The following is an 18,499-nucleotide window of genomic DNA, read 5'->3' as shown; positions in this document are numbered from 1 at the left end:
GATTTAACCTAATTTTCGTTATTCCCAATCAAGGATAACTTTGCCAGACTGGCCGCTACGCATGATGTCGAAGCCTTTTTGGAAGTCATCCACTTTGAATTGGTGAGTGATGATTGGCGTCAAATCTAGGCCAGATTGGATCAAAGAAGCCATCTTGTACCAAGTTTCGAACATTTCACGGCCGTAGATACCTTTAATCACTAGGCCTTTGAAGATCACTTGGTTCCAGTCGATGCCCATGTCTGATGGTGGAATACCTAGTAGTGCTACTCGGCCACCGTGGTTCATAGTTTTTAGCATTGAGTTGAACGCTGCTGGGTTACCTGACATTTCAAGACCAACGTCAAAGCCTTCTTGCATGCCAAGTTCTGCCATTACATCTTCAAGTGACTCTTCTGCTACGTTCACGGCGCGAGTTACACCCATTTGACGAGCAAGATCTAGGCGGTATTCGTTTACATCAGTAATCACAACGTGACGAGCACCAACGTGTTTTGCTACTGCCGCCGCCATAATGCCGATTGGACCAGCACCGGTGATCAGCACATCTTCACCCACTAGGTCAAAAGATAGCGCTGTGTGCACTGCGTTACCAAACGGGTCAAAGATTGACGCTAGTTCATCAGAGATATCTGCTGGGATCTTAAATGCGTTAAACGCAGGGATCACTAGGTATTCTGAGAAACAACCAGTGCGGTTTACGCCCACACCGATAGTGTTACGACATAGGTGCGTACGGCCACCACGGCAGTTACGGCAGTAACCACAAGTGATGTGGCCTTCACCTGAGACACGGTCACCAATCGCGAAACCTCGAACTTCTTGGCCGATACCGACAACTTCACCCACGTATTCGTGGCCGACCACCATTGGTACCGGAATGGTTTTTTGCGACCATTCATCCCAGTTGTAAATGTGCACGTCTGTACCACAGATTGCGGTCTTTTTGATTTTGATCAGAAGGTCGTTATGGCCAAGTTCTGGTTTCTCAACCTCGGTCATCCAAATGCCTTCTTCAGGCTTTAACTTTGATAATGCTTTAATTTTCATACTACGCACCAAAAAGGCCCCGAAATGCTCAGGGCACAAAAATACTGGTATAACTTAACAATAGGTTATTTTGTGAAATTGGGTTGCTCATCGACTCAAGCCAAAACCAACCCATTCCTTAGATGAATTAGATGATGCCCATCTCTTGACCAACTTCGATAAACGTATCGATAGCGCGATCAAGTTGCTCACGAGAGTGTGCTGCAGACATTTGAGTACGAATACGCGCTTGACCTTTTGGCACCACTGGGAATGAGAAACCTACTACGTAGATATCTTTCGCCAAGCAACGCTCTGAAAATTCTGCCGCTACTTTTGCATCGCCCAGCATGATTGGAATGATTGCGTGATCAGCGCCCGCTAGCGTAAAGCCCGCTTCGGTCATACGAGTACGGAAGTGTGCTGCGTTTTCCCATAGGTGAGCACGTAGATCGCCACTTTCTTGTAGTAAATCAAGTACACGTAGAGATGCATTAACAATCGCAGGTGCAACAGAGTTAGAGAATAGGTATGGACGAGAGCGTTGACGTAGCCAATCAATCACTTCTTTTTTACCTGAAGTGTAGCCGCCTGAAGCGCCGCCCATTGCTTTACCTAGCGTACCTGTGATGATATCGATACGGTCGATCACGTTGTGGTACTCATGTGTACCCGCGCCATTTTCACCCATAAAGCCGACAGCGTGTGAGTCATCAACCATCACCAATGCACCGTATTTGTCAGCTAGATCACAGATAGCCGGAAGGTTTGCCACTACGCCATCCATTGAAAATACGCCGTCAGTCACGATAAGCGTGTTACGTGCGCCCGCTTCTTTCGCAGCAATTAGCTGCTCTTCTAGCTCTTGCATGTTGTTGTTTGAGTAGCGGAAACGCATCGCTTTACATAGACGAACGCCGTCAATGATAGAAGCGTGGTTCAGTGCGTCAGAAATGATTGCATCTTCAGCGCCCAAAATCGTTTCAAACAAGCCAGTATTAGCATCAAAGCAAGAGGTGTAAAGAATGGTGTCCTCTTTACCAAGGAATTGAGATAGTTTTTGCTCTAGCTCTTTATGGATGTCTTGCGTACCACAAATAAAGCGTACAGATGCCATACCAAAACCGTGCTGCTCCATACCCGCTTTACCCGCTTCAATTAGCGCAGGGTGGTTAGCTAGGCCTAAATAGTTATTAGCACAGAAGTTCAACACTTCTTGGCCAGTAGAAATTTTAACCTGAGCTTGTTGTTGAGAAGTAATCACACGTTCTGATTTGTAAAGGCCTTCAGCCTTCACTTCTTCAAGTTGTTGTTGGATCTGTTGGTAAAATGCAGAGGACATGTTCAATTCCTTCCAATAGTTGTTGTTTTCATTAGCACTGGGCTTAATTTATCCATCTCCACAGTGTATGTATTAAGTGTAATTCAGGAAGTGATTTAACATTATCCCGCCAGGTGGAAAAACATTATTGAATCAGAGGCACAAATACGTTTTACTTAATGACGGTTACCCAGGTGAAGTCGCGGAAGCAGGCATAAAAAAACCTCTTCGCGATTCAATCTCCGCTTAGAGGTTTCTCTCAAAATTATTCATGAATGGTGGTCTTTATTGAGGGATTGGCGCTTTAAACGACATTTGGATAGCACCAACAACCATCACGGCTGAAGCGATTAACATAAAGGTTTCTACTGTCGACCAGAGGTCAAACATAAAGTCGGTATAAGGCATCTTTTCGTTCTCGTTATAATGTTGTTATGATTGGACAATAACGTGCTACACCGTCAAAAACCGCGACGCAAATCGCAAAAAATCCTTATTTTCAAATATGTTAGTATGTGAAGAAATATGATCAACGCTCGTTTAATTACTCTGCTTCCAGACCTCGCCAGCTTTATTTTGATAGTGAATGAAGGGAGTTTCACCGCTGCAGCAAAAATGCTCGATGTCACCCCATCGGCATTAAGTAAGCTGATAACTCGTCTAGAAAAAGCCCTCTCTGTTAAGTTGTTTGAACGAACCACACGTAAACTGATCATTACCCCAGCAGGCCAAAAAGTGTATGACCAAGCATTGCTGATGGTTAACGCAGCACATCAAGCAATTGAGCTTTCGCATAGCGATCATACTGAAGTCAGTGGCGCTATTATGGTGGCTGCCCCCGAGGCATTTCTTAACTCGGTGTTACAACCTTTGGTGATCCCGTTTCTTGAACGCTACCCAGAAATGGAATTAAAGCTACGCGTTGCTGACGGAGAAATGGATTTGCTGCGTGATCGCATTGATGTGGCCTTTAAACTCACCGATAAACCCGATGAAAACTTGGTTCTAAAAGAGATAGGTAAAACCCATTTACGTCTATGTGCTAGCCCTAACTATATCGCACAATTTGGTATGCCCTCTCATCCAATCGACTTGTTTTCTCATCAATGTTTATACCTCGCGGAACGTGAACGTGACAATGTCTGGGATTTCTTTAAAGATGATGAATATCACTCAGTTGCCGTTAAAGGCCGTTACGCGGTAAACCACTCGCAAATGCGGCTTGCTGGCGTAAAAAATGGTTTGGGTATCGGTATCTTCCACGACTTTGTGATTGCCGAAGCGATTGAAAAAGGTGATGTGGTTGCAGTATTACCTGATTGGACCATCCAAAGTAACTATCACGGAGCGATTGCGATGCAGTACCCACAAACGCAATATATGCCAGCGAGGCTTCGTGCTTTTATCGATTTCGCCATTGAGCATCTGCAGGAAAAACTAGGAGCTTAATGCATCTCAAAGCTCAACCTATACTCCAAAGAGGCATCAGAGTTTACTGGTTACCCTACTTCTAAACGCCATGCCTTGAGTTATTAGATGTAAATTGTGCCGCGCAAATAGATAACCGCAAAGCCAGATAGTAACACTCGATCACTGACCATTCGGCAGTACAAGGCGCCACCGCGTTTCGATGCCTGATAAGCCAACATCTCTTGCTTACCTAGTTGCTCAGCCCAATAGGGTACCAAGCCCGCGTGAATTGACCCTGTCACCGGGTCTTCATCGCCCCCATTAGCGGGCCAAAAATAGCGAGAGACAAAGTCGTAACGATCGCTTGGCGCAGTGACAACCACGTCATAAGGCGCCAACTGCGCTAACTGTTCTAAATGATAAGTAACACTCTCAACATCAAGTTGAGAATCATAAATAGCAAAATAAGCTTGGCGATTGCGAAGCACTTTCACCGGCTGAATCGATAATCCTTGGAGCAGTGGCACAGGAACCTCAGTGACGAGTTCCGGCGCTTGATTTGGGAAGCTCATTTCAATTCGGCCATCATCACGACAATTCACGTAAAGCGAGCCAACTTTCTCAGTAATAAACTCAATTTGCCCTTGGCTTTCGTAAAGATTAAATAACACATAGGACGAGGCAAGCGTCGCGTGACCGCAAAAATCGATTTCAGTTAAGGGAGAAAACCATCGAATCGTATATTGATTTAACGATTCTTGCTTAATAAAAGCCGTTTCTGAGAGGTTATTTTCAATCGCTATTTTCTGCATGGTTTCATCGTCTAACCATGCATCCAGCGGCACTACCGCCGCCGAATTGCCTTTAAATTGTTGATCCGTAAATGCGTCAACAATATATATTGGTAATTCCATTACCCTTCCCTTGGTTAATCCAATGCCGCTTCGCTCTCGAAAGCTTAAGCCATCACCTCAGCGCGTAAAGTGTTTACATCCAGAGCTAAAGTTTGCCCAACAATATCTTGTCCGGTGATCTCAACTAAGCCAACACAGCCGGTTTGACTGCCCGTATTGTACATTTGTTTACCATGGCTGTTCCATACTGCGCTGTTACCTGCTGCTTGCCAGCCCCCCGTTTCTCCAATGTGGTTACTGAGCAGCACGGTGAATCGACGGTCCTTTGCGATCTCTGATAAAATTTCAGCGTCCGTCTCATAACCAGCATGAGAAACAAGCGCGCTCGCAATGTAAACATCCACTTCATTTTCACCCGCTTCGCTACTATGGCGAGGATGGCAAAAATCTGCGCATACCGCTAATGTCAGTTTATAGCCTTTTAGGCGCATACAATGGTTATGATGACCTGCAGAGCAATACTCTTCTTCACTGCCATGGAGATATTGTTTTGCGTAAAAATCTAATTCACCCGTCGGGTTACAAACTACGGCACTAATGGTTGGCTTTCTTGCAGGCAACTCCTTAAATAATCCTGCAATAACCGATATTTGATGAGTCACCGCATATTCAGATAGTTCACGTAAAATACTGTGTTTCGCATTCAACGCTAAGTCCGCAGCGCGCTCAATGGTGTATCCAGTCAAAGATAACTCTGGAAAAACGACCAAATCAGCGCCTAATTCTGCTGCTTGCACAATCGCCGCATGATGTTGTTTCAAATTGGCTTCTATGTCTCCATCAACAATTGGAATTTGAGCTAAAGCGATAATGAGGTTATTTGAATTCATCTTGATCCTAAATAATTTAACGGCTTTTAAGCAGGCTTAAATTTAGCTACTACGACCAGTAGACAAATAGTGTCCCCAATCTTGACGGTTCCTAAGTACAGCTTGTTGGACGGCAGCATCAACATCGTATTTCACACGATGAAACGCAACATGCCACTGCCCGATTTGAGTTTGCGTTAAAATGGCATAACTCGCGTGCGAGCTATACGTTTCCATTTGGTGGTAATGAGGTTCCTCGTCGGCATAAGCCGGTAGACCAACACTGCCAGGATTAATCACTATCTGCCCGGTAGATAATTCAACACAACGAGGAATATGGGTATGCCCGCACAACACAATCTGTGAGGTATTTCCTGCAAGTAAGCGAATTATTTCCTGATCAGTTCGAAGTTGAGGATGGCCGCTTTGCGTGTCTTCGAGTAAATAGGTTAAATCGTCGATAGGCGTGCCGTGACAGGCGTAGATTTGTGGGGTGATTTGGTAATCAAAGGGTAACTTTTGCATCCATTGCAGAGGCTCGTTACCTAAATCGTCGAGGATGAACTGCAATGTTGGGTTGGTGTTGAGTTCAGACTCTGTGGCTTGAAATATCTGCCGATCTTGATTACCGCATATCGTTGTCACATTGAGCGGCCTTAACAAATCGTATGTCGCGCGTGGGGCTATGGGGCCATAAAGGATGTCGCCTAAATTGACAAACTGAGACACCCCTTCATTTCGCGCATGCTCTATCACCGCCTGCAAAGCGAAACTGTTGCTGTGTATATCAGAAAGTATGGCGAGCCTTATCATCCCACTCAATCCTAGAGTATTGATTTAACTGCCAATATATCAGCTCTTTTGAAATGTAAACAATGCCTTAGCAACACTTAGTGAGTAGATTGACAAATAAGTTTACTAATATTTGGCGTAGGTCTCGATCTTCGCCGACTCAAACCACTTTTCAGTATGCTGTCTTGCCCACAAAGCCCTTAAATACGGTCAGGAAAATGATTTTGATATCAAACCACACTGACCATTGGCGAATATAGTTCAAATCGTACTCGACTCGTTTTTCCATTTTGTCCAATGTATCTGTTTCGCCACGATAACCATTAATTTGCGCCCATCCCGTAATACCAGGCTTCACTTTATGACGTAACATGTATTTATCGACGATTTTACGATATTCCTCGTTATGTGAAACCGCATGAGGGCGAGGACCAACGATCGACATTCGGCCTTGAATCACATTGATAAACTGCGGCAGTTCATCAAGCGACGTACGGCGCAAAAAACCACCGAATGGTGTTATTCGTGTGTCACCTTTGGTTGCTTGTTTCACTTCCGAGCCATTATCCATCACGGTCATAGAACGGAATTTCCATACTTTGATAGATTTACCATCTATACCATAACGGTCTTGCTTAAAGATAACCGGCCCGGGTGAAGTAATTTTTATTCCAAAAGCGATCAGCAGTAACAGAGGGCTAATCAACAACAAAATAATAGAGCCAATAACGATATCTTCTAAACGCTTTACGAACGTCGACATGCCATAAAAAGGAGTATCATAAATACTGAGCGTTGGGATACCGCCAACATTACGCCAACGCGATTGAATTAAATCAAAGGTGAAAAAATCAGGAACGATATAGACTCGAGCAGTACTATCAGAAAAATAGTGAATGACTTGCTTGATTCGCTTACTTGCCTCCATTGGCAATGCGACATAAACATGGCGGAAATTGCGCTCTTTTGCCAACGCTAACGCATCATTTACTGAACCGCTAATTTTGACATCACCATGCTCTTCTCTAAGTCGCTCAGCGCTGCGATCATCAAAAATACCCAATAAGCGCAAACCATGCTCACGCTTTGACTCGATCTCATTGGCAAGCGCGATACCCGCAGGGGTTGCTCCAATAATGATCGTTTTCTGCGTGTAAGAGTCCGTACGAGAACTACTGCGTATTTTCGACGATATACCGCGGTAAGCGACTAAAATCGCAGGTGTTGCAACAAACCATAACGTTAAGGTTACGCGCGAAAATACATCGGTCGCTTTGAAACCAAAAGCAAGCAGCAATAGAAAACCCACGGAACATAACCATGATAAAACAATCGGTGCGAGGGTTTGCCTTAGCGAGGAAACAAAATACGGATTATAAACGCCGAGCAGTTCAGCAAGAACACTAAAAGAAAACACAGCAATACTGGTGGCGAGCACATAATAGATATTCCAAGTGCCGGTGATATAAGAGGCAGATGCAATAGTCAGGATGATCAACATGACATCCATTACTCGATAAGCCACAACATGCTCGTCCCCATGTCTCTTTATGATCCCGCTCTCTCTCATGGAATAATCCCTTGTCCACCACGCTAACTCAATCGCGTTTTCATCACTGTTTATTTCGATATATTTATGCACCAATAAGAACGAGTGATATTCTGGATTTTTAACAGAAATGAACTAAATTTCTCATTAGAATTAACTTCTTCCCATTTATGAGAGTGCAACACTTCTTGTAAGTGAGATATGAAAACACTCAAAACTTGATATACATATTGTTTCAATAATTTTTGAAAAGCTTCACGCGAATATAAAATTCAGCACTTTAATTCCCTATTTTTGTATGTCATCAATTAAACCTATCACTCACCTATTACCATTTTTAGGTATAAAAGCCCTCTTAAGAGGGGCAAAGTTACCATCGCTTATAGTTATAATCAGTAAACACTGTTAATTTACATAAAGACTATGACTTCATATAAATCGTTGATTAACCAAAGTCACCGTTTACGTAACCTTGAGTACGATCGTCACGTGGTGAGTTAAAAATCACGTCGGTTGCATCATGTTCAACCAATTCGCCCATTAAGAAGAAAGCGGTACGGTCTGAGATACGACGCGCTTGCTGCATTGAGTGCGTAACGATAACGATGGTGAACTTTTTCTTAAGCTCTTCCATCAACTCTTCAATTTTATGAGTCGCAATTGGATCCAGTGCTGATGTTGGTTCATCCATTAGAATTACATCTGGTTCCATCGCAATAGTACGGGCGATACATAGACGCTGCTGTTGACCACCTGACAAGCCAAATGCGTGTGATTTTAGACGGTCTTTTACTTCATCCCATAGCGCAGCACCACGCAGTGAACGCTCAACCACCTCATCAATGTACTTCTTATCTTTGATACCTTGTGCACGCAAACCGTAAGCCACGTTTTCGTAGATGCTCATCGGGAATGGGTTTGGCTTTTGGAATACCATGCCCACTTTAATGCGTAAGTCAGCCACATCGATATTGCCATAGATATCTTCATCATCCATGGTCAGTTTACCGGTGATTTTCACCCCTTCGATCAAATCGTTCATGCGGTTTAGACAACGCAATAGTGTTGATTTACCACAACCGGATGGACCAATCAGCGCCGTCACTTGACGCAGTGGAATTGGCAGGTTGATTGACTTAAGGGCTTGGTTTTCACCGTAAAATAGATCTAGGTTTTCAATGTTAAATTTGTTCATGTCTTTTATCTCTTAATTCTTTTGTCTGTTCTGTCGCACTGTGCTTTCGCTTATTGGACGCGATTAGTAAGTTGCTGTATTGAAACGCTTGGCAATCAGTTTGGTTACCATATTGATAAGTAGAACAACTACTATTAGCACTGTCGCTGTACCGTATGCTTGGTTCCATTCTTCAATGGTGAACAGCTCGGTAGTCAATTTGTAAAGGTGTACTGTCAGTGTTCGACCTGAGTCCAGCAGCGAGTCTGGAATACGCGCTACCATACCTGCGGTTAAGAACACCGGTGCAGATTCACCAATTACACGACCAATACTCAGAATGACCGAAGTTAAGATACCTGGCATTGCACTTGGCAAAATCAAACGCCAGATGGTGTAAATTTTTGAAGAGCCTAAAGCGTACGAACCTTCACGATAGGTTTGTGGTACCGCCATTAGTGCTTCTTCTGTGGTACGAATAATCACCGGCAGAATCAGGATACTTAGTGTTAATGCACCTGATAAAATCGAGAAACCTAAGCCTAAGATTGCGACAAAGAATGTCATACCAAATAGACCGAAGATAATCGATGGAATACCCGCTAGCGATTCCGTACAGAAACGAATCACTTTGACTAAGCGGCTACCCACTTTCGCATATTCAGTCAAATAGATTGCCGTCATGATGCCCAGTGGCGCAGCCACTGCGATCGATGCAATCACCATATAAAGCGTTGATACAATCATTGGGAAGATGCCATGCTCATCCCCTGTGCGCGTGTAGTCATCGGTAATAAAGTTCCAATCTACATGCTGCAAACCGTTAGAAAGAATGTACCAAATAATCCAGAACAGGAATCCGACCGTTAATGCCGCTGATGCCCAAATAAACCCGTTAAGTACCAGATCTTTTCTCTGGCGAGATTGTTTTAGTTTTGCAAAATCCATCATCGTCACCACTCTTATTTCGCTTTTTGGCGGTTTAGGTACAGTAGCGCTGCGTTAAGCATCATAATAAATGCCAATAGTACTACGCCGGTTGCGTATAGAGCGTTCGCATGCACGCCACTTGCGTATGACATTTCAATCGCAATGTTAGCTGTCAGTGTACGCGCCGCATCAAGAATGCCTTGTGGCATCGCCGGGGCGTTACCCATCACCATGATGATTGCCATGGTCTCACCAAGTGCACGACCAATACCAAGGATGACGCCAGTCATAATGCCTGAGCGAGCAGCCGGAACGAGCAATTTAAAGATGGTGTAGATTTTTGAAGCGCCTAGCGCTAGAGAACCCTCTTTATAGGTACGAGGTACGGCACGAATTGAGGTTTCTGAAACAGTAATCACCGTTGGAAGAATCATCACACCAAGCACGATAATACCCGCCAAAATAGTGTTACCCGCCGGTACATTAAAGATGTCTTGAATCAACGGAACGATAATTACCAAGCCGAAGAAGCCGTATACAACCGAAGGAATACCGGCAAGCAACTCAACCGCTGGACGAATGATATCGGCAACGCGTTTAGGAGCGATTTCCGCAATAAAAATGGCAGTCAGCACACCAACAGGCACACCAACAATGACTGCGCCAAGCGTCGACACTAATGAAGCGACGATCATGGTCGCGACACCATAAAGCGCTGGTGGCAACCATTCTTGGCCGAATACGATGCCCGTTATACCTGCTTCTTGAAACGCGGGAATCGATTCTTTAACGATAAAGTACGCGATAACGGTTAGAGAGACGATACCTATTACGGCACTGGTTAGAAATAGGCCATGAAAAATACGCTCTTTCCAATCTATGCGCTTTTGAGCACGTAGACCAGGCTTAGCCGCGGTTTGAGTCGCTTCAGTATTCATAAGCTTTTCACTATGTGTTGCGATGGTCATAATTTTGTTCTCACTAAGCTAACTAAAAACATATTGTCAGCTGTGAAATAAAAGGCTCAGCCCAAAGCGGGCTGAGCAAGGGTATTCAATGTATTAGTTAACTGAGATGTAGCCTTTTTGGTCTACTAGTGCCTGAGCTTCATCAGCCACCATCCAGTTTAGGAATTTCTGTGTTTCTGCTGAAGGCTTACCTTCTTTGTATAGCACTAGGAATGGACGTGCTACTTTGTAAGATTGGTTCTTAACATTGTCTACTGATGCTGCAATACCATCGATTGGTAGTGCATGCACTGAAGCATCAACTGTACCTAATGAGATGTAGCCAATTGCGTAAGGGTTAGATGCCACCATTGTTTTCAGCGCACCGTTACCGTTAGCAACTTGAGCACGTTGAGAAATCGCCGACACTTTCTTATCACCGATCTTACGCTTTAGCTTCATGATGTCTTCAAATGCACCACGGGTACCTGATGCTGTATCACGAGTGATTGCTACGATTGGCTTGTCTGCGCCGCCCACATCTTTCCAGTTAGTCACTTCGCCTTTGTAGATAGCGGTTACTTGTTCTGCGGTTAGGCCATTCAATTCATTTTTTGGGTTAACGACAATTGCGATACCGTCTAGTGCCACTGTTAGCTCTTTCAGTTGTGGCTCTTTTTCCGAATTTTTCAAGTTACGTGAAGACATACCTAAGTCTGCACTGCCGTTTTTCGCTGCTTTGACGCCTGCTGAAGAACCAGGTCCTTGTACTTCAATAAACACGTCTGGGTTTGTTTTCATGTATGTTTCAGAGAAAACTTCCATCAGCGGAGTTACACTACTAGAACCTACTGCTGAGATCGTTTCTTTCGCTAGCGCTGGAGTAACTGTTAGAGTACCTAGTAGTGCCACTGCACCGATTACTGTCTTTTTCATCACATTTTTCCTTAATGGCTTTATTGCCGTTGTGTTTCATCAACGAAGCCTACTTTAGGCATGAAATGTGACAGTTACGTTTCAGTAAATTGAAACGTATATGACATTTATATTTAGGCAAAACCACACAATTTTCATATATATCAATTAGATAGTATAAATTTACGAAAAATGAAATGTTACAACTCATTTTTCGCATCTGAGTTCGTTTGTTTTTTGCGCAGAAAGCGAAAAAGCCAGTTAGTTCAACTAACTGGCTTTCGCCCAACATACGTTGGCTTTCAGAAGCACAATAGCCTAGGGGGATAAGCCATTATACTTTCTAGGGTTAACGAGTAGATTGTAGAATCGTGCTGGCACTTAACATCGCGTCTTTAGTGCATACATCAATAATCTTGATATTTTAAATCGCTCCGGCTCTTTGATCGCCACATCATGTGCAAAGATCACATACTTCGCTCGGCGTACATCCAATGCGGTAATGCGATTGTTAATGCCATTGGCACCTTGAGTCTCGACTTTAATTTTTATGCCTAAACTGTAAGCCGCTTTTTCTAATGATTTCGCCGCTAAGAAAGTATGCGCTACGCCTGAAGGACAAGATGTTACCGCGAGAACATCAGCTTCACCCTCTCCTTCTACTGAGCCGCAATGGGTAATGGTTGAGTTCTTATCGCTCTCTTCACTAACGGTTTTCTTCAGAGCAATCACAATCAAGGCGGTAGTCAGTGCACCAAAGGCCGTCCCGATAATATAGCCAAGCTTGCCATCAATCACTGGCAGAACGATCCACCCGCCCCAAGGCGCGTGATTCAATACATGGAACATAAATCCAATGACGTTACCCACAATGCCACCAGCAACAACTGCTGGAATGACCCGCGCAGGATCGGCAGCCGCAAACGGAATCGCCCCTTCGCTAATACCAATCATGCCCATGATACCGGCCGCTTTACCTGCTTCGCGTTCATCTTGCTTAAACTTCTTAGGAGCCAAAACCGTTGCAAGCGCCATTCCTAAAGGCGGTGTACAAATCGCTATCCCCACACCGCCCATCAGCCAAGGTTGGGTGTTGACTTGCGTTTGTGCAAATAAAGTCGCGACTTTATTAATTGGCCCACCCATATCAAACGCAGTCATCGCACCAAGTACAGTGCCCATCAAGATCTTGCCTGAGCCCGCCAGACCTGCTAGCCAATGGTTTAAACTCGCCATCGCATCGGCGATCGGCTCACCGATCAGCCACATCACAGTACCGCAAGCGACAAAGGTACCGATCAGCGGATAAATAAAGATGGCACTGAGCGCACTCATGCTGTCGGGCAAACGAATTTTTTTCAGCGCAAAAACGGTAAAACCCGCGACGAAACCAACGATAATCGCACCCAAAAACCCGGTATCGTATTGACTGACCGCCACCCAAGAGCCAATCATCCCCGGCGCTAAACCTGGTTTATCAGCAATCGAATAAGCGATATAGCCACCAAGCACGACCGTAAATAAAGTCAGCCCCGCCAATCCCATTTGGGCTACATCAGCTAAGATGCCTTCTTTTGGCATCGCTCCATGGCCAGAGATCATCACTGACAGTGACAGCAACACTCCACCCGCCACGATAAATGGAATCATATGGGAAGTACCAAACAGCAAATGCTCTTTTGCTCGTGCCAGCTGTACTTTCAAGGCGCTTGGTGGCTCAATGACAACAGAATGGGTGCTCAAAGATGCCTCAGCGCTTTGCCCTTTTTCAGTGGCAAGCAACAACGCCATGACATCCTCAGCGCTTGTCACCTCTTTTAGCTGACGAACGAAGTCCTCTTCAATAAGTTTGGAAGAGAGCTGAGCGAGAACCTCGATATGATGGTGATCATTATCATCTGGCGATGCCAGCATAAAGAACACATCAGAAAGCTCGCCATCTTCAGCACCATAATCGATGCCGTGACGACTAATTCCAATAACAACCGCAGGCTGTTTTACCGCCGAGCTTTTGGCATGGGGAATCGCGATGCCTTCTTCAAAGCCCGTATTACCAATTTGTTCGCGATTCCAAATATCTTGTAAAAACTGCTGCTTGTTGAACAGTTTTCCTGCATCAGCCAGCACGTCGACCAATTCAGCTAAAACTTGCTCTTTAGTTTGTGCTTTGAGATCTAAGCAGATGGTATTGGTATCAATTAGGGAGGTGATATTCATTATTTTTATACCTAATAAACAACAAGTACTCGATCAACTGGGCAAAAACAGCAGCCTCTTTAGATGACCTAAAAAGGAACACTTGAGAAGCCGTGCCTCTTCGTCATGGGGAATTAGATTAACCAACCCTTTGCCATCACGATATAGTACGAAACGAGCATTAACTGGAGTAATGTAACACAGCTTACAAAGTGTGATAGAGCTCTTACCTTTCAAGCGTTTAAATCCGTGCGTTCGCGCACTGTTATGCTAGGATCCAGCCAAGAACAATCACTGAGAATAATCATGAAAATAGTAGCAGTGACCGCCTGCCCTACAGGCATTGCCCATACCTATATGGCGGCCGACGCGCTCGTCAAAGCCGCGGCAAAATTTAACGTGCAAATTAAAGTAGAAACGCAAGGCGCGATGGGAATAGAAAACCAACTGACCCATCAAGACATTGCCCAAGCAGACCGTATCCTGATCGTCTCTGATATTGAAATTGAACAAGCGGGTCGTTTTGCTGGCACTGATCAAGTGCAAATTTCGATTGAAGATGTCTTACTTAATGTCGACAAAGTCTTTCTTGTTCATTGCCGCTAACACCCTTTCATGAACGAATATCAAATCACCTTTTTAGTGGACGATTGTAACAGTAGCGCACACGTGGCGCTGCCGTTATCACGCTTAGCGAAAAAATTTCGTAGCTCTCTAAGTATCATCAATATCACACAAAACCGTACTGCCGCCCTGACCAAATCATCGGCGATGATGCGCGTTGGATTACAACAAGGTGATTTATGCCAGATCACCGCGATTGGTATTGATGCTGAGTTGGCATGTTTTGTTTTAAAAGACGTGCTGACCGATCATTTCAGTGTCGTTGGTGATCAAATTAACTACCAATTTTCAAGCCAGCTTGCCCAGCGTATGCCACAAATTAGCCCGCCTTGTGAAATCAAATGGCATTATGCTAAAGCGCATACTCCCTTAACTAAATTTGAATGCTTAAAAGGGTTAGCACAACTCATTTACCCCTCACATCCTGACGAACTTATCTTGGCTTTTGTGAAGCGTGAGGAACGCTCACCAACTTGTGTCACACCGGGTATCGCACTGCCACACGTGATGTTTGCCGACATCAGTGATATTTCAGTCGCTGTGATTAGTAATGATATCGCTATTGATTGGGCGTCAAAGATGGGCACCGTCAACGTCGCGATTGCGTTAGTAATGCCACAACCCCCAACTCGTGAACAAATCGTGGCAGCAACAAATCTGACCCGGAATTTGCTCACAGGTCAAATGGCTGAACGCATACTCAGAACGCGCCGCAGTGTCGACTTACAAGCGCTACTGATGTATGCAATGTCTCGATTATTGCCTTACTAACACAACCTATATCGAACCTCGATATTCGGTTGGGGTTCGACCGGTACGATTTTTAAACACGCGGCAAAAATAGTTCACATCCTTAAACCCGCAACGTAGCGACACTTCATTGAGTTTAAAGTTGTACTTCTTCAACATGAACTTTGCGCGATCGACACGTACCCACGTGATATAGTCAGCTAAGGTCATATGACCTTGTTGACGAAATAGGCGCGACAAGTGATTTGATGAAATACTAAACCGATCAGCAATACTGTCTCGAGTGATCTGACGATGAAAGTTCTCTTGAATATAGATACAAATGCCCTGATAGAGATCTTGTACTCGGCTTTGCGATTGCTCGACTGGCTGTTCAAGCATAGTTTTACTGTATTGCAGCAAAGCCTGTAGCAATAAGTCATCCATCGGTTTTTTGTGACTCTCACGCGCCAGTGAACTTAGCGCTTCCAGAATATTATCAATCGCAAAACCCGAACGAGTCTGAATACTGTGTTTTTGAATATCGTAAAACCCAGCTTCACCTTTGCGCTTACTCACAAAACTTAAACCCAGTTGACGACGACCAAATAACATACTTAACACCGAACAATCGGTATCCCAATCGGGTTTGTTCCAACAGTTTGGCGGTACAAAAATGGCATCACCAGCCTTGGCAACAATGCGGCTCATTTTACGTTCATGATCTTCCATTTCATTCACGTATTCTCCGTCTAACACCAATTCTAGGCGCGGAAAGTTCACCTGATAGCTAAACTCTGGCGGCGTATGAAAATCACCCGCAAACCAAATATTATGGCTCGAATCACGCTCACTCAACACTGAAGAAATTAAGTCATGAAAGACCATTTTTGAACTCTGCTCGATACTGTTTACTCTATTAAACGCAGGTATACTACGCACAATGAATTCGTGCTACTGACCACAGTCACACTTTCAAGTTAAAGTTACAATAATCCAGCTAAAGCACCAAAACTCTAGTGACAACATCGTTACCCGTTCCAAAAATACCTATAAACTCATGTAAAATAATGAAAATTTGATAGTTAAAATATCCTCCCCGATAAAAACAAAAATTGATCACCATCACACATACTGGAGTGCGATACAAATATCCAGTAAATGCAATTTTTCTTCACTACAGCGCAAAATCGATCCCTAGCAGAATGGCTTTATAGATAACAATAAAGTCAATAGGGGTGGATATGATCACCAAACTCATTAATCAAGACTTGATTGCTCTTGATCTTAAAGCGACGACAAAAGAAGAGGTATTCCTTGAGCTTATCGACGTATTGTACGCTCAAGGTCGTATTTCTGATAAACAACAATTTCTTGCTGACATTAAAGCACGTGAAGAACTCGGTAATACCGGCTTTGAAGAAGGCGTTGCTCTGCCCCACGCGAAAAGTAGTGCGGTCATTGAACCTGCTGTCGCTATCGGTGTGAGCAAAGCTGGTGTTGAATACGGCGCCGAAGACGGTCTTCCATCAAAACTCTTTTTTATGATCGCCTCTCCAGATGGCGGTGATAACCATCATATCGAAGTACTGGCAGAGCTCTCTTCAAAACTGATTGAAGATGGCTTTATTGAGCGCTTTTTTGCGGCGAAATCTAATCAAGAAGCATTAGAGTTGCTACTTGAGAAACAACCCCAAATTGAAAGCGAAGTCACCACTCAAACTCACAAAGGTTTTGTGATTGGTGTTACCGGATGCCCTGCCGGTGTCGCGCATACTTATTTAGCCGCTGAAGCGCTAGAAAAAGGAGCGGCTGAGCTAGGTTACGAAATTAAAGTCGAAACCAACGGCTCAATTGGGGTAAAAAACAGCCCAACTGACGAAGAAATTGCTCGCGCTGATGCAATCGTCGTTGCTTGTGATAAACAAGTTGATATGGCGCGTTTTGCTGGTAAACGCCTAATCAAAACCAATGTAAAAGCCCCTATTCGCAATGCTCAAGCACTAATTAACGAAGCGTTAAGTGCACCTACTTATAATGCGGAACACACACCGGAACCGCAATCTGCTGCCGATAAAGCATCTCAGGCTCGTGGTGATCTCTACCGCTACCTGATGAATGGTGTATCACACATGATTCCGTTCGTTGTTACTGGTGGTCTGCTCATTGCGCTTGCATTGGCGATTGGTGGTAAACCTACAGAGGCGGGCATGGCCATTCCAGATGGCAGTATGTGGAACCAAATCCTCAACGTTGGTGTTGTTGCTTTCACTTTAATGATTCCTATTCTGGCTGGCTACATTGCTTACGCAATTGCGGATCGCCCAGCTCTAGCTCCCGGTCTCATTGGTGGTTGGATTGCGAACAACGGCTCGTTTTACGGTGCTGAAGCGGGTACTGGCTTTATCGGTGCCATCATCGCGGGCCTACTGGTGGGTTACTTCGTTAAATTCATTACTTCAATCAATTATCACAAGTTTATCCAACCGCTCGTTCCGATCATGATCGCGCCAATTACTGGTTCGCTATTTATCGCTGGTCTATTCATCTTTGTTATCGGCGCACCGATCGCGAGCCTAATGGATAGCCTAACCGCGTTACTCACTGGCATGAGCACAGGCAACGTGGTGCTACTTGGTATCGTACTAGGTGGCATGGCTGGTTTTGATATGGGTGGCCCATTTAACAAAGTGGCATTCCTATTCTCTGTCGGCATGATCGCCAGCGGCCAAACTCAATTTATGGGCGCGATGGCGTGTGCGATTCCGGTTGCGCCGCTGGGTATGGCTCTTGCCACTGTCCTTGGCCGCAAATTGAATATCTTTGAAGCATCAGAGATTGAAGCGGGCAAAGCGTCAGGCGCAATGGGTTTAGTCGGTATCTCAGAAGGTGCTATCCCGTTTGCCGCGCAAGATCCAATGTCAGTTATCCCAGCGAACGTTCTTGGTTCAATGGTTGCTGCTGTCATGGCGTTCTCATTCGGTATCACTAACAGTGTTGCTCACGGCGGACCAGTTGTGGCGCTACTTGGCGCGATGAACTACCCACTTCTAGCACTGATTTGCATGGCAGCAGGTGCCGCGGTAACCGCAGTAACTTGCGTCAGCCTTAAGAAAATGCGCAAAGCTCACTTAGTTGCAGCGACTGCGTAATCACTCAA

The 18,499-nt window shown here is 44.6% G+C and carries 17 protein-coding genes; 4 read left to right on the top strand and 13 right to left on the bottom strand.

The window, feature by feature from the left end; all coding sequences use genetic code 11:
* Positions 1–18: 18 nt before the first annotated feature.
* The 3 genes from tdh to Vt282_RS21315 all read right to left on the bottom strand — a co-directional run bounded on the left by tdh (position 19) and on the right by Vt282_RS21315 (position 2,758).
* Positions 19–1,050 (bottom strand): L-threonine 3-dehydrogenase, encoded by a 1,032-nt coding sequence (tdh, locus tag Vt282_RS15905; RefSeq protein ID WP_162064015.1) that lies wholly within the window; start codon positions 1,048–1,050, stop codon positions 19–21.
* A gap of 127 nt (positions 1,051–1,177) precedes the next feature.
* Positions 1,178–2,371, bottom strand: a complete 1,194-nt coding sequence (locus tag Vt282_RS15900) for a glycine C-acetyltransferase (RefSeq protein WP_162048020.1) — start codon at positions 2,369–2,371, stop codon at positions 1,178–1,180.
* 264 nt (positions 2,372–2,635) lie between these two features.
* Complete coding sequence (locus Vt282_RS21315) at positions 2,636–2,758, bottom strand: hypothetical protein (protein WP_269472658.1); 123 nt, start codon at positions 2,756–2,758, stop codon at positions 2,636–2,638.
* 117 nt (positions 2,759–2,875) lie between these two features.
* On the opposite strand from Vt282_RS21315, the gene Vt282_RS15895 reads away from it, so the two are divergent.
* On the top strand, positions 2,876–3,799 hold the full coding sequence (locus Vt282_RS15895) for a LysR family transcriptional regulator (protein ID WP_162064014.1): 924 nt from the start codon (positions 2,876–2,878) through the stop codon (positions 3,797–3,799).
* 83 nt (positions 3,800–3,882) lie between these two features.
* Here Vt282_RS15895 and Vt282_RS15890 read toward each other — a convergent pair whose 3' ends face one another.
* From Vt282_RS15890 to Vt282_RS15850, 9 genes are all read right to left on the bottom strand, one after another.
* Positions 3,883–4,674 carry a PhzF family phenazine biosynthesis protein gene (locus Vt282_RS15890; protein ID WP_162064013.1) on the bottom strand — a complete coding sequence of 264 codons (792 nt, stop codon included), beginning with the start codon at positions 4,672–4,674 and terminating at the stop codon, positions 3,883–3,885.
* A gap of 44 nt (positions 4,675–4,718) precedes the next feature.
* On the bottom strand, positions 4,719–5,504 hold the full coding sequence (locus Vt282_RS15885) for a carbon-nitrogen hydrolase family protein (RefSeq protein WP_162064012.1): 786 nt from the start codon (positions 5,502–5,504) through the stop codon (positions 4,719–4,721).
* A 42-nt stretch (positions 5,505–5,546) separates the two neighbouring features.
* On the bottom strand, positions 5,547–6,296 hold the full coding sequence (locus Vt282_RS15880; RefSeq protein ID WP_162064011.1) for a metallophosphoesterase family protein: 750 nt from the start codon (positions 6,294–6,296) through the stop codon (positions 5,547–5,549).
* A gap of 151 nt (positions 6,297–6,447) precedes the next feature.
* On the bottom strand, positions 6,448–7,845 hold the full coding sequence (locus Vt282_RS15875) for an undecaprenyl-phosphate glucose phosphotransferase (protein WP_162064010.1): 1,398 nt from the start codon (positions 7,843–7,845) through the stop codon (positions 6,448–6,450).
* Positions 7,846–8,269: 424 nt separating this feature from the next.
* A complete protein-coding gene (gene pstB / locus Vt282_RS15870) occupies positions 8,270–9,019 on the bottom strand; it encodes a phosphate ABC transporter ATP-binding protein PstB (protein ID WP_162064009.1) in 750 nt (249 codons plus the stop codon).
* A gap of 63 nt (positions 9,020–9,082) precedes the next feature.
* Positions 9,083–9,946: a phosphate ABC transporter permease PstA gene (gene pstA, locus Vt282_RS15865; protein ID WP_162048636.1), complete on the bottom strand. Its 864-nt coding sequence runs from the start codon at positions 9,944–9,946 to the stop codon at positions 9,083–9,085.
* A 14-nt stretch (positions 9,947–9,960) separates the two neighbouring features.
* On the bottom strand, positions 9,961–10,896 hold the full coding sequence (gene pstC, locus Vt282_RS15860) for a phosphate ABC transporter permease subunit PstC (RefSeq protein ID WP_162048014.1): 936 nt from the start codon (positions 10,894–10,896) through the stop codon (positions 9,961–9,963).
* A 93-nt stretch (positions 10,897–10,989) separates the two neighbouring features.
* Positions 10,990–11,811, bottom strand: a complete 822-nt coding sequence (locus Vt282_RS15855) for a phosphate ABC transporter substrate-binding protein (protein ID WP_162048013.1) — start codon at positions 11,809–11,811, stop codon at positions 10,990–10,992.
* A 360-nt stretch (positions 11,812–12,171) separates the two neighbouring features.
* Positions 12,172–14,007 carry a fructose-specific PTS transporter subunit EIIC gene (locus Vt282_RS15850; protein ID WP_415663462.1) on the bottom strand — a complete coding sequence of 612 codons (1,836 nt, stop codon included), beginning with the start codon at positions 14,005–14,007 and terminating at the stop codon, positions 12,172–12,174.
* A 285-nt stretch (positions 14,008–14,292) separates the two neighbouring features.
* Here Vt282_RS15850 and Vt282_RS15845 point away from each other — a divergent pair, with 285 nt between their 5' ends.
* Positions 14,293–14,592 carry a PTS fructose transporter subunit IIB gene (locus Vt282_RS15845; RefSeq protein ID WP_162048011.1) on the top strand — a complete coding sequence of 100 codons (300 nt, stop codon included), beginning with the start codon at positions 14,293–14,295 and terminating at the stop codon, positions 14,590–14,592.
* Positions 14,593–14,601: 9 nt separating this feature from the next.
* Positions 14,602–15,381, top strand: a complete 780-nt coding sequence (locus Vt282_RS15840; RefSeq protein WP_162064008.1) for a PTS sugar transporter subunit IIA — start codon at positions 14,602–14,604, stop codon at positions 15,379–15,381.
* Between the two features lie 6 nt (positions 15,382–15,387).
* Here the strand turns inward: Vt282_RS15840 and Vt282_RS15835 are convergent, their stop codons facing one another.
* Positions 15,388–16,227 (bottom strand): helix-turn-helix transcriptional regulator, encoded by an 840-nt coding sequence (locus tag Vt282_RS15835; protein WP_162064539.1) that lies wholly within the window; start codon positions 16,225–16,227, stop codon positions 15,388–15,390.
* A 356-nt stretch (positions 16,228–16,583) separates the two neighbouring features.
* Between Vt282_RS15835 and Vt282_RS15830 the strand changes: the two genes are divergently transcribed.
* Positions 16,584–18,491 (top strand): PTS fructose transporter subunit IIABC, encoded by a 1,908-nt coding sequence (locus Vt282_RS15830; RefSeq protein WP_162064007.1) that lies wholly within the window; start codon positions 16,584–16,586, stop codon positions 18,489–18,491.
* Positions 18,492–18,499 lie beyond the last annotated feature (8 nt).

The organism is Vibrio taketomensis, assembly GCF_009938165.1.
In the GTDB taxonomy this organism is placed as follows: Bacteria; Pseudomonadota; Gammaproteobacteria; order Enterobacterales; family Vibrionaceae; genus Vibrio; species Vibrio taketomensis.
Note: the sequence above shows the minus strand (reverse complement) of the source record. Positions and strands in the feature narration are given on the sequence as shown.